An 11,834-nucleotide genomic window follows, 5' to 3' on the forward strand; every position below is an offset into this window, starting at 1 on the left:
CGCGACGACGAAATCGAAGCTCTCCCAACAAGCGACATGTATACTCAAGTTTGAAGAGAACGCGCAGAAGCCTTTTGCCAAGCTAACCTGTTTAGCAATACGCTTCCATGTTGATTTAACAATACGCATAGCACACCTCACGCTACACCACCGTCAATGATCTATTCTAAATCACTTCAATACAAGCATTAATGTCACGTATTTTGCACCGCAAAACGGGCCTATACATTATGATGACAGTCGGAAGCGAAAAGATATTTCCGAACCTAAAGTCGTAAGTACTAACCGACGGCCACGTTATACTTGCTCGGACTGTGCAATCGAGGGCGAGAAAATGCGCATCGGCCGTCGCAGCGCGCTTCGCTACGCGGCGTCCGTTCTTTTCGACACGGGAAGGGGATGACGCACGCCCACGCGCCCCAGCCATGAGGCCGGGGGATGCGCCCGCCATTGCGGGTGCGCTAGGCGATCGTAGAGCTAGTCGTCGCTCTGCTCGGCGAACTGGGCGATGCTCATGCCCGTCTGAAGCGCGGAAAGCCAGCGATGTCCGTAGGCTCTGTCCGGCTCGAGATGCGCGCCTTCCGCCCATTCGTTCCAGGCGTTGACGAAGAGCAGGCGCTCGCCGGGCGGCAGCTCGTAATGGAGACGGCGACATTTCGCTTCGACCGCCGCCTGAAAACGCTCGGGCGAAGGGTCGTAAAGGATCGTGCCTGTCTTCGGCTGTCGCGCCGTATTGTCCCAGGAAGGGAAAACGCAGGGGAAGCGCTTGTAGCCGACGCCATCCCTGTTACAGGAGTTAACGACGCTCCCCGCATAGTCGTAGAGGGCGCCGTCCCAATCCGGCCGCGTCTTCACGACGCCTTTCTTCACCGGCTCGGCGATGCCCTGCGGCGGAAATTCGACCGCGAAGTCGAACCCGATGTCTGCAGGGTTCAGCTTCTTCGACACCGCCTCCATGCTCTCGACATACATCAGCTGGACGCCCGCGAAGCCTGCTTTCTTGAAGCGCTTGCGGATCATCGCCGCGACGGATTTAACGTCCGGAATGAGCAGCGGGCGATAAACGCCGAAAAGCGGCATGCCCTTGAGAGTGAGATAGCGCCGGTCCTTCGCCGCGCGGATGGCGTCGTCGATCAGCGCGTTGAGCGTGTCTCTGTCGTATTTCTGTTCGAGAAGGATGCTCTTCTCGCCACCGTTCCAGTGCTTGGTCCAGTTCTCATTCGCCCAGCAATAGCAGAAACGGAAATCGATATCCGGGTTCTTCAGCAGATTGTCGATCGGCTTGGAGAGGATCGGCTCGCCGCCGAAATTGTAGTAATAAACGACGAAACCCTCGACGCCGTAAATGTTCGCCAGCGATTGCTGGTGCGCCATGGTCTCGGCGAGGCGCAGATCGTAGTAGCCCGTATCCGTCGGGATATGCGGCTGCACATGACCGGGATAGACCGGCTCCGCCTTCGAGACGTTCGTCCACTCGGTGAATCCCGCGCCCCACCAGAAATTGTTCTGCTCGATGGGATGGAATTGCGGCAGATAAAAAGCGAGGCAACGCACCTTGTTGAGGCTGGCGAGCGTCTCCTCCCATTTCGCCATGAGCGCCGCCTGGTTGCGCACGATGGAGACGTATTTCTTGCCCATCGTATATTTGTTGGTCGACGCGCTGAGGTGATGATAGAGCCGCGCCGCCGGTTCGTACACGATCTTCCAGCCATCGTGATGAAGGCGCAGCGATAGATCGGCGTCCTCGCAGTAAGCGGGCGCGTATCGCGTATCGTAGAGCGTGTCGCCAATGGCCGCCCGCCGCACCAGCAGGCAGGCGCCGGAAACATAGTCGACCTCGCGTGCGAAACTGTAGCGTGGGTCGGACGGGTCTTCGCCCACGCCAACGAGCTCAGACGTTCCATCCGCTTTGAGGACGCATCCCGCTTCCTGCAGGCGGCCGTTCGGATAGAGGACCATGGGGCCCGCCGCGCCGACCTTTGGATTTCGCTTCATCACCGCCATCAACGCGTCTAGCGAGCCGTCGACGAGCTGCGTGTCATTGTTGAGGAGCAGAAGGAAATCGGCGGAGCAGCGCTTATAGGCGCCGTTGCATCCGCGCAGATAATGCAGGTTCATCTCGTTGCGCGTGTAGACGAGACCTTTGATCTTCTTGAATTTCGCGCAGTTCTCGTCCTTCGAGCAGTCGTCGACGAGAATGATCCGGAACTTGACCTTATCGCTCGCCTTGTAGAGCGACCACAGGCATTCCACCGTCAGCTCGAACTCGTTGTAGAAGGGAATGATGATGTCGAGTTCGGGGCTCTTGTGCTCGGGGAAGCTCATTTCCGCGAGCGACGCTTCGTGGTCGATCGCAGGATAAGGCAGGCTCGGATTCTCTTCGAAGGCGCCGAGTCTCGCTTGATGGGCGGCCTTGATCCGGTGCTTGAGCTGCCAATAATTGCTGAGGATCGCGTTTGGGGATTCGGGCGCAGGGTGCAGATAAGGCTGCAATCCGACGCGGCGCTGTTGCCCGCCGTCGCTGATCGGCGACAAGCCTTCGATCTGGCCGAACATGATGAAATGTTTGAAAGGCGGGACGATGCTCGACTTTATGTCGTCGCGCTGCGAACGATAATGCTCGGGGTCGAACGCCTTCGACGGCGCAAGGCCGAAAGCGTCGCCTTCTTCGATGAAATGCTTTAGGCACGAGAAGGGATCGCCAGGCGCTCCCGCCGGCATCTGCTTCCTGTAATGCGAATAGTCGAAATAGGGACTCGGCTGGATCCCGCGCGCCGCGCCGCGCAGGAGATAATCCGCCAGAGCCGAGCCCGCGACTTCGCGCGCCTTGCTCAGATAATAATTGATGTTGAAATAAGGACTGGGGTTTCCAAGATTGAGTTCGAGAAAGGTCAAGAGCGCCTCTACGGGCCTCTCCGATGGAAATATGTCGCTGCGAACGCGCGAAATATAAGAGAGATCGATGAGGGGATGCGGAGATTTCTGCTCTTCGATCCCGTTCCTGAGGAAGTGATTCAACGCGCTCGATCCCGGTTCGAAAACCGGCGCCGAACGCAAGTAGAACTCCTCGTCGAAGAAAGGAATGAGCGCCTGACGGTCGGCAGCGCTGGCGAGTTCGTACACATCTATCAATTCGAGGCCGTAGAGCGGCGGGCGGCCGACGACAGCCTCGAAATGCTGCGCGTTGACAGCGTTCTTGCGGATCAGCAGCTCATAAAGATCCTGCAACTCATAGTCGTGATGACTCGCCAGACTCGCCATTCTCAGATTCCCAGAATCGCTTTCCGCCAGGCGTGAACGCTCGGCAAGGCGGCTTCATCCGGCGCGCGCCATTCGCGAAGGCCATGGCCGTAATAATGCTGCTCGGCGGAAGAAATCGTCCCGTCCTTGAGGGCGCTCGCGACGTCCTTGTAGAAGCCCAGATACCACTCTACGTCCAGCTCCTGGAAATTCGCGGCGCGTCCCTCGAAATAGCCCGCTTCCACATAGTGAGCCTTGGGGTCGGCGATCGACTTGTTGTCGACAGCCTTCTTGATGTCGGGATTCTTTTGGAGATAGGCCTCTTCGTCGAAACGGGAGCCTGCAACCGCGGCGCGCATGAGCATGAGGAACATTTCCCGGCTCATCGTCACCTTATCGGGAACCCCCTTATCGAGGCCAAGAGCATTGGCGATGAGCGAATAATTCGGAATCCACGCGCCTTTTTCATTCGCACTCACGGTAAGCTCCCAGGTTTGGCTAGCTGCTCTGAACTCGATACGCCTAGACGATGCGCAGGCCGGACATGACGATGCCCAGCCTTCGAATGTCGCCATCCGAAGCACGTTGCTGGCTTGTCGTCGAAATGAGGACGTCGATCTCATCTTTGTTGACGCGCGGGAGGGGGATCGTCGCAACGAGGCTCTCGCTCCGGCGCAGGCTCTTGCGCAGGAGCGCCGAGCCCTCACATGCAATGATGAGCGTATTTCCGTCGAAGATCTCCGCTTCGGGATTCCAGAAGGACGCTTCCAGCTCCCGGCCGCAATAGGCATTGGAGAAATTCAGTCGAAGATAGGTCGTCGTCCAGCGATCGGAATACCATTCGCCCGCCACGATCTTCCATGGATTAAGCTCAGGGCCTTCGATCACTGCAATGCCTCGTACATGCGCAAGCCGACGGCCCGGTTGGAGCAGGTCATTCGAACGGAACGCGCAGCCTTCGCCGCCAGATCGCGGCAGTAGACGCGATCGTTGAAAAGCCGGGATAACGCCTCGGACGCGGAGGCCAGGTCTGGATCGGCCCAGCGCTGGCCCTTCCACTCAGGATATTCTCCGTCCTGAACGTCCCGCATCTCGTGGGGCACCAGGATCGAATTGGCTTGCGTCATGAAATCGAGATTGCCCGACCAGGCCGTGCCAACGGCGATCGTGCCGAGGAACATCGCTTCCGCCAGGACTCGGCCAAATCCTTCCGCGCGATGCAAGGACATGAAGCAATCCGACGTGGCGATCAAGCTTTCAACTTCATGCGCCGTCATCGCGTGTGAAAAGAAAACGGCGTCAGGCAATTCCGTTGCAAGACGCTCCTTGAGGGAAACCAGTTCCTCGGAATTGTCGCCCTTTACTTTCAAGGCGAGCTGCGCGTCGCCATATGGATATTTATCCCTGAAGCGCAGGAAGGCGTCGATCGCGCCTCGCGGATTTTTCCGCGCGGGGAACGAGCTAAAATCCAGCATGGCGAGGACGACGAAGGCGGAGTCGCGCAAACCGAAGTAACGGCGGGACAGATAGGGCCGCGGAGTCACCTCCGCCGCCTGCCCGACGAACTTGCTCTCGACGCCAGAAGCGGCAAGGCTCTCCTGAACGAATTTCGAAATCGCCCAGACCTCATCGAATTTCTTGAGCTGAGGGACCCAGACGTCAGGATAAACCGGCAACTCCCAAGCCGGCAGAATGATGTTGCGCGCGGCCCCGAAATTGAAATCCTTGGCGCCGAGGTGACGCAAGACGGGCTCCACCTCGTCGCCGTTGATATGGAAGATGCGAACGTCGCCTCGCGAGATATTGATCTCGTGGGGAAGAACGAGGGATAGATGTTCCTGGTCGTCGCGCTCGGCGTAACGATAGACGTCGAGCACTTTCACATTGACGCCGAGACCGAGGAAAGCTTTTAGCGACGAGCGAAGATGCTGACCGACCCCGCTCTTCGCGAACGGATGGCCCAACAAGTCGATTTGCATATTGCCCGGCCCGAACGTGGAGAGTGCCTGGTAACTATTTGGGATAAAACCCAAATTCAGCGTTGCTGTTTTGTCTATCACGCTGCCGCCGCCACATCAAGGCTCGATAAGCGCGCTTCTTGTGATCACGGCGAAGGCAACTCGCTTATCGCTGCAGCAACGCGCCGGGGAGTTCGCAATGCGGCTGGCGATAACGCGCGTGAGTGAGATGTTTGCGGGCGCCTTCGCTATGCTCGGCCATGGCTTATGATTGCGCCGACACAGTCCCCGGCGTATGCCTGTGATTGTTCTATGATTGACGTGGCGAAGGACCACTACATGCATATGCCGAGCTACGCCGTCTTGATGGCGGAAATCAAAAAGAGCAACCCCGAGTTCGAGACGGCCGCGAGCGTCGTCGTCAGCAAGAACTTATTCGATCTTCTCCTCAAGATCGCTATTTCAGCCTCGGAATTTGATGAGCGCTTCTATCTCGAGCAAAATCCAGATGTGAGGGCGGCCATCGCCAAAGGCGTTCTCAAGACGGGCCGAGAACATTTCATCAATAAAGGTTTCAGTGAAGGTCGCCACGGAGCTGATCCGGTCGTGGACGAGAAATGGTATCTTGCTGCCTACCCGGACGTCGCCAAGGCGGTGAAAACCGGAAAAATCGGCTCTGCGAGCGAACATTACGCGATCACTGGTTGGCGCGAAGGCCGGGCCGCAAACGCGCAAACCGAAAAAGACGTCAAGTTCTGGCTCGCGATGCTGCAGCCCTAAGGGCGCCCGAGCTGTAATGAAATGCGCCGGCGCCGCTCTGAAAGCGACGCCGGTCCTGATAATCCTATTCAACCGCCGGGTCGAGAGTTCGAAATTTCCAGCGCTTTCCGCGCTGCCAATTCGGCGCCGTCGAGATTGCTGTTCTGGAACAGCAGCCCGGAAAGGTGATTGTGGGCGAGCGCGTCGTCGGGATCGGCTTCGACCGCTTTTTCCGCGAACTCAATCGCCAGATCAAGATTTTTGCGGCGCTGTTCGATGATGCTGAGCTGTCGAAAAAGACGCGCAGGATTTGTGGTCGTGCGCTCGAGCGCGCAACGCATGGCGGCTGCGGCAGCGTCCCACTCGGAAGCCTGCATCAACACGCCGCCAAGAATTGTATAGCCCTCGGCGTTCTCCGCATCCGCTTCGATCGCTTTCTTCGCCAGTTTGATTGCGGAGGTGGTCGATCCTTTATGTTTTTCTACGAGGCTCAACTGGCGCAGCGCGCGGCCGGGTTTGTCACGCGTAAGCTCCAGATGCCGTTTCGCCGCCCGCTCGGCTTCTTCAAGCTCGTTCTCCATCAATTTGATGGCGCAGAGCTGATCGAGGGCGAACACGTCATTTTCATCCACCTCCAACGCCTGCGTGATCCAATGCAACGCTCCCTTGGAATTTTGCCGCGCCCGTTCGATCGAACCTAGCAGGCGCAACACCGGACCCCGGTCGTCTGGCGTTAGTTCGAGCGCTTTCAGGCTCGCTCTTTCAGCTTCGAACAGATTTCCGCTCTTCACGAGATTGAGCGAGAGCTCCAGATGAGGGCGCCACTCATGCGGCTCGGCCTCGACCGATTTTTGAAGGAGCGCAACCGCGGCAGCGAAATCGCCCATGCGATTTTTGACCGTCGCCGCCAGACGAAGAATTGGCGCAGGGCGGTCGGGCGACAAGCCCAACGCCTGATCGCAAGCGGCTCCGGCGGCATCCAGGTCGCCTGATTGCAACAGGAACGACGCGAGTTGGACCACCGGCCCGGCGTCCATCGGCGCGACCTTTATTGCGTCGCGAACTTTTTCGATTGCCTGGGCAAGGTTCCCGCGCGCGCGCTCGAGATTCGCCTGGTGCCTAAGGCATGAGGCGACTGCGGCGTCATTCTCCGCAAGTTCCATTCCCTTGGCGAGAGCGGCTTCGGCTTCTTCCAGTTCTTCCCTGAGTATGTGAACGCCCGCGAGCTGCACATGACAGGCGCAGTCGGTCGCATCGTTGGACACGGCCTGCTGAGCCCAATCCAGAGCTGCGTCATAATTGCCTCGCTGCACCTCAATCGCGCTGACGCGTCGCATGATGGGGGCGACGTTGACTTGCTTCGTCGCGAGGGCGTGCCTGATCGCCTGCTGCGCTTCGGCGGATTCGATGGCGAGGCGAACATCTGGGCTAAGCCGCCTCGTCCCGCCCAGATGCTCATACGCCTCAGGATCGCTCAATCCCAACCGCTCGGCGATGCGTCGACGCAACATGGGCAGGAGCGCGCTATAATCATCGGCAATGAGGCTAAGGGCTTCCGGCGATTGCACCTTGGAGATCTCTTCGGGCGTCCAGCCAAGCGCCTTTTTCGACAAGCCATAAGCAATCGCGCGTCCGGCGCTTCGCATGGTCGCCCATTCGGCCAAGTCGCGCGCCGCGATTCGACAAAGGTCGGGATCGGGCGCATGGGCGAAATCCTGCTCGAGTTGCGCGGCGAGCGATTGGATTGCCGAATAGGTCAGGTTGATAAATAGCTGATGGGTCGCGGGATAATAGCGCGCGACGCGGCCTTCCAGATTTCGCTCCGCTATTTGCTCCGGCGTATTCAGCGCAATGATTTCTGGCGATTTCTCGAAGCGCACTTTAGGCTGCGCTCGTTCCCCGGACTCCCCCTTCTTTTCCGCAGCCTTCGTTCCACGGATGTTCGAGGTCGAGCGGGAGATCGCGCGAACGCCGAGCTGTTCCAAGAGTTCGGCCAGTTCGCTCTCGACTTCCTGCGTGAGATCTACCTGGGCAGGGCCGAACGTCTTGATGAGTTCCTTTAGCCATTGCGGCATCGCGTCGCGAACGATCGGCGCGAAATCGTTCAAAAACACCTGGCGCTGGTCGCCGCTGCGGAAGCGCAGAAACTGGCGATAAACTTCGGGGAGAACGCCAAAATCATTCGGGAGTTCGACCAGCACGCTGAAATGCGCCGCGCCGAAGGGAAAACCAAAGTTGGGCGCATCCATGAGCCAGTCTTGCTCTGCGCGCCGTCCATAAATTTCGTCGTGATAGACGATTGCGCCAGAGCCCGCGAAATCCTTGTTGACAGATGCGTTCGCCGAAAACCCGAAATGCACGATGATGCCGTGCGCCGCCAGCACGCTTTCCCAGCGGTCGAATTTCTTCGTCTGGGCCGCGATAGGCGTGAAAACCCTCCAGACTCCGTCTAGATCGGCGACAAAAAGCTTGATTGCCGACGGGAGGCGGAAGAAGCGCTGCGAAAGCTGCGCCTCCAACCAATCCTCGGGCACGGACGGGTCGTCGTCGTAAGGCTGAAGACGCGTATCCTGATCGGGCCTATTGCCGAGAAGCTGGACTTCCGTCCAATCGCGCCTGCGGTCATATTCATTGACCGACTGGGTGACGTCCGCCACTTCATACGCAGTCCCGTCTCTGTGCCGTCCGGCCGCGAGACGGCCATAAACGCCATCGCGCTCGCCGAGCGTTATCTCACTGACGACGCCATCCAGGCACGAGCGATATCGGAGTCCATGTCGATTGGACGGCAGCGCGGCGACTTTGGCGCCCATCCCGAAATTCCCGTCGAGACTGTTCGTCTTCCGAAGCGAAGAGGCGAGATCGCAAATGTCGTGCAAGTTCTGCGCCGACATTCCGGGCCCTGTATTCCAGACACGGAGTTTCCGGACGCCATCCACAAGCTTGTGACCAATGCGCACTTCCCGCGCGTGTTCCGACGCCAGCGCAGCCGCCTCCAAGGCGTTCTTCACCAGCTCCCGCAACATCATCGTCTTTGGGCAACGCTCGATCGTGCTTGCGACTAGGAAATCCTTGTTCGAGATGCCAATGCTGCTCATCACAGCACGGGTCGCCAGTTCAGCGCCGCCTTTTGAATCTCTCATCGGGTAGAATCCTTCAACTACGTTGCGTTTCGCTTTCGAACTCAGGCCTCGACCCTTCCACTCAACGCGCGCACATTCTACGTAAATCGGCGCAAGTGATTATTCTGGCTGCTATTTTTATAGACCACCCGATTCATGTCAAATCATGTTCGGCATCGCTTTCGCACGCGAAGGCCGTAGGCGCCTCGTTCCAGCCGAATGAAGGCTTGGAAACCAACATTGTCGATTGCGCTGCGCCCCGATAAAATCGCAAAGGGCTTCGCGTCACTTTTTTTCTCGCCATCGCATTTCGAAAAGGACGGGGCGCAGCATGCGCTGCGCCCATTCAGTGACGTTCTGAAAGCTCCTAGCCACGCCGAGGGCTGACACTACCCTTTTTAGTTAAGATGACCGCGTCCTGATGCTGTGCGAAGCATGGAATGATGTCCGCCACCACCATATGATTGGACCATTTCTCGCGAACGAAGTCGTGCGTGTGCGCAATCAATCTATAATATCCTGGGCGAGCGTCATCGACCCCAACGCTAAGAGCCCCGAAATCAAAAAATCCTTTTTCGCGATATTCTCTCAAAAACTGCGCAGCGCCGTCCAACTGCTTGTTTTTCGTGATGTAAACCCCGGTCTCACCACAGACTGTTACAATCGCAAACCCGCCTGGGCGTAAAATGCGGTTCAATTCGTCCAACCATTTGAACTGGTCATCGTAAGTCAAATGGGTGAAGACAGAGTGTCCGTAGATAACATCGAAGCTGCTATCCGAAAACGGCAGCGGTGGATCATAGTCTGAGTTGTAGACTTCCTGGCAGATATTTTTTTTCGCCCAAGCGATATTGACTGGGTCGATATCACATCCGCTAACGCTTTTGGCGCCGTGTTCTACAAGATGGCGCAGGATGCGGCCACAACCGACACCCCAGTCTAGGACATCCACATCAATTACTGACTTCCCCAATCTCGCACGAGAGACATCATCGAGCTTCTTGAACCAAGTGCCACCCTCAAGAAGAAAACTCGGCACGCCCATATTCCCCGCAACACGATAGATGTTGTCTTTATCCGGGAAAGGGAGTCGATTCTTTGATATCCAAGAGTATTTCGGGCTGCGATATCGCCCGCTATCCGCAACGATCTCGAACGTCAGGCTCTGCCCGTCCTTCTCTTCGAAGGGAAACTTGATAAGCTTTTCGAAATAAACCTTTTCCATCGGGAACGCTGAATTGATTGCATCATAATGCCTGCATGACGACTGTTCGGCCTCACTGATCGGGAGCACGGAATCGTCTCCGATATGAAGCACCGGAGCGATCAGAGCGCTACTGCACTTTGGAGCTATTAAGACAGCCGACACAATCGTCTCACCATTCCTCGCCGCAAAAAGCTTCACGACGAAATAGGGAACTTTTAAGAGCGCAATTGGATCATCGAATTTTTCGCGCATTCTGTAATCCTCGACTCAGGCTGATTGTGCTCACTAGCATTTTGGAGACGGATCGAAGCAAGGAACTTTAGGTAGCCTTGCTCAGTAACCAGAGGCTAGTTCGGTCATAGGGCTATTTCAGCTTGTTAGGCTTCTTGATTACGAATTGGGAGGAAATCCAGCCGGGATCGGTGACGGAATCGTCCGTCATGACCTCGACCGGGACACATCCAGCCTCACACGCGACCTCAAAGACTGCATCCATGGGAAGACAGTGCATCTCGATTTTTCCGTCATCCTCACGCCCGAGATAGCCGTCGATCTGGAATTGGTAGCCGGTCGCGAAGGTCGGAACCTGAAAAACGGCGACGCCGCCCGGGTTCAATCCCTCGAATGCTCGCTGCAAAATCGCCCGGATCACCGGCGGCGGATTGTGTTGCAGCACGATGCGGCTGTACCAGAGGTCGTAATTGCAGTTCTTCATGCCGAAGTCGGGAAACTTGGCAAGATTGAACACGACGTTTTTCGCGCCGTTGCCCTCAACGTGCTCCTTGGCCAGAAGCATATGCGACTGAGAGATGTCGATGGCGATCACTTCCGCGAATTCTTGCGCGAGGAAGTTGGTCACGCGCCCGACGCCGCAACCAAACTCTAGGACCGAGCGCAAACGCTTCGCGTCAACGCCAATCCTCGAGAGGGTGGCGAGCAACACCGCCAAATCGCTTCCGCCGCTTGCATAGAAAGAATCCCGGAACGCGTCGATATTGGCCGGGCGGAATTGATCCGAAGAGAGAACAGACCAATGCGGCATGCTTTTGCCGAGCTCCGTCCATGTGCGCGCGACGCGCTCCGAAAGCTTCTTGGCTTGAGCGTTATCGATCTTCGCTTCGACGATAGGCGACGCCGCGCTGCTGACATCCCGAATGTGGGCGCCGCTTCTGTGACGGTATTCCTCAGACGACAGAAACGTCTTTCGGAGCTGCGCCGTGGTCAGTCCCCTGAACATCGTGGCTGCTTCGGAGTTTTCGGGTTCTCTGTCGAGAAACAGGCGGTAGGACCAGGTCACCGCGTCATCTGAATTGGGTGTAGCCGATTGGGCGTTGTCACTCATCCTGGTAACTCCCACATAAAATTTTCCAGCGCCTCTCTGAGCGTCGCGTACGCCTCTGATTCCGCCGCGCTATGATTCATACAGCGCGGAGACTGGGGGCCGAGGCGCAGAATGTGACGAAGCCTAGATGCGCGCCTTTCGTCGTCGGCGCAGGAGGGTTCTGCATGGCGCGGTCCAGCGACTGTCAATGACAACGCTACACAACC

At 57.5% G+C, this 11,834-nt stretch carries 9 protein-coding genes; 2 read left to right on the plus strand and 7 right to left on the minus strand.

The genetic code is table 11. The features are described from left to right. Positions 1-477: 477 nt before the first annotated feature. From ACPFMJ_RS07985 to ACPFMJ_RS08000, 4 genes are read right to left on the minus strand one after another with little or no spacing between them, the layout of a single operon-like run. Positions 478-3,261, minus strand: a complete 2,784-nt coding sequence (locus ACPFMJ_RS07985) for a glycoside hydrolase family 99-like domain-containing protein (RefSeq protein WP_424363282.1) — start codon at positions 3,259-3,261, stop codon at positions 478-480. 2 nt (positions 3,262-3,263) lie between these two features. After that, complete coding sequence (locus ACPFMJ_RS07990) at positions 3,264-3,719, minus strand: hypothetical protein (RefSeq protein WP_424363283.1); 456 nt, start codon at positions 3,717-3,719, stop codon at positions 3,264-3,266. Between the two features lie 43 nt (positions 3,720-3,762). Beyond that, a complete protein-coding gene (locus tag ACPFMJ_RS07995) occupies positions 3,763-4,128 on the minus strand; it encodes a hypothetical protein (RefSeq protein WP_424363284.1) in 366 nt (121 codons plus the stop codon). Then, positions 4,125-5,123 (minus strand): glycosyltransferase, encoded by a 999-nt coding sequence (locus tag ACPFMJ_RS08000; RefSeq protein ID WP_424363285.1) that lies wholly within the window; start codon positions 5,121-5,123, stop codon positions 4,125-4,127. Before ACPFMJ_RS08000 ends, ACPFMJ_RS07995 begins: the two co-directional genes overlap by 4 nt. A 42-nt stretch (positions 5,124-5,165) precedes the next feature. On the opposite strand from ACPFMJ_RS08000, the gene ACPFMJ_RS08005 reads away from it, so the two are divergent. Both ACPFMJ_RS08005 and ACPFMJ_RS08010 read left to right on the plus strand, forming a co-directional pair. Further along, a complete protein-coding gene (locus ACPFMJ_RS08005; protein WP_424363286.1) occupies positions 5,166-5,426 on the plus strand; it encodes a hypothetical protein in 261 nt (86 codons plus the stop codon). 84 nt (positions 5,427-5,510) lie between these two features. Continuing rightward, the gene (locus tag ACPFMJ_RS08010; protein WP_424363287.1) at positions 5,511-5,978 is read left to right on the plus strand and encodes a hypothetical protein; all 468 of its coding nucleotides are present in this window, start codon (positions 5,511-5,513) and stop codon (positions 5,976-5,978) included. Between the two features lie 68 nt (positions 5,979-6,046). On the opposite strand, the gene ACPFMJ_RS08015 is transcribed toward ACPFMJ_RS08010, so the two are convergent. The 3 genes from ACPFMJ_RS08015 to ACPFMJ_RS08025 form a co-directional block, all read right to left on the minus strand. Beyond that, positions 6,047-8,770: a tetratricopeptide repeat protein gene (locus ACPFMJ_RS08015; protein WP_424363288.1), complete on the minus strand. Its 2,724-nt coding sequence runs from the start codon at positions 8,768-8,770 to the stop codon at positions 6,047-6,049. A gap of 676 nt (positions 8,771-9,446) precedes the next feature. Continuing rightward, positions 9,447-10,538, minus strand: a complete 1,092-nt coding sequence (locus ACPFMJ_RS08020) for a class I SAM-dependent methyltransferase (protein ID WP_424363289.1) — start codon at positions 10,536-10,538, stop codon at positions 9,447-9,449. 112 nt (positions 10,539-10,650) lie between these two features. After that, on the minus strand, positions 10,651-11,628 hold the full coding sequence (locus ACPFMJ_RS08025; RefSeq protein ID WP_424363290.1) for a class I SAM-dependent methyltransferase: 978 nt from the start codon (positions 11,626-11,628) through the stop codon (positions 10,651-10,653). Positions 11,629-11,834: the final 206 nt, after the last annotated feature.

The sequence above is a fragment of the Methylocystis parvus genome, assembly GCF_049675845.1.
Lineage (GTDB): Bacteria > Pseudomonadota > Alphaproteobacteria > Rhizobiales > Beijerinckiaceae > Methylocystis > Methylocystis parvus_A.

Coding starts and splice junctions, on each gene's coding strand:
- ACPFMJ_RS07985 (WP_424363282.1), bottom strand. CDS start 3,261: ATGGCGAGTCTGGCGAGTCATCACGACTATGAGTTGCAGGATCTTTAT.
- ACPFMJ_RS08015 (WP_424363288.1), bottom strand. CDS start 8,770: ATGGGCGCCAAAGTCGCCGCGCTGCCGTCCAATCGACATGGACTCCGA.
- ACPFMJ_RS08010 (WP_424363287.1), top strand. CDS start 5,511: ATGATTGACGTGGCGAAGGACCACTACATGCATATGCCGAGCTACGCC.
- ACPFMJ_RS08025 (WP_424363290.1), bottom strand. CDS start 11,628: ATGAGTGACAACGCCCAATCGGCTACACCCAATTCAGATGACGCGGTG.
- ACPFMJ_RS08005 (WP_424363286.1), top strand. CDS start 5,166: ATGCTGACCGACCCCGCTCTTCGCGAACGGATGGCCCAACAAGTCGAT.
- ACPFMJ_RS08020 (WP_424363289.1), bottom strand. CDS start 10,538: ATGCGCGAAAAATTCGATGATCCAATTGCGCTCTTAAAAGTTCCCTAT.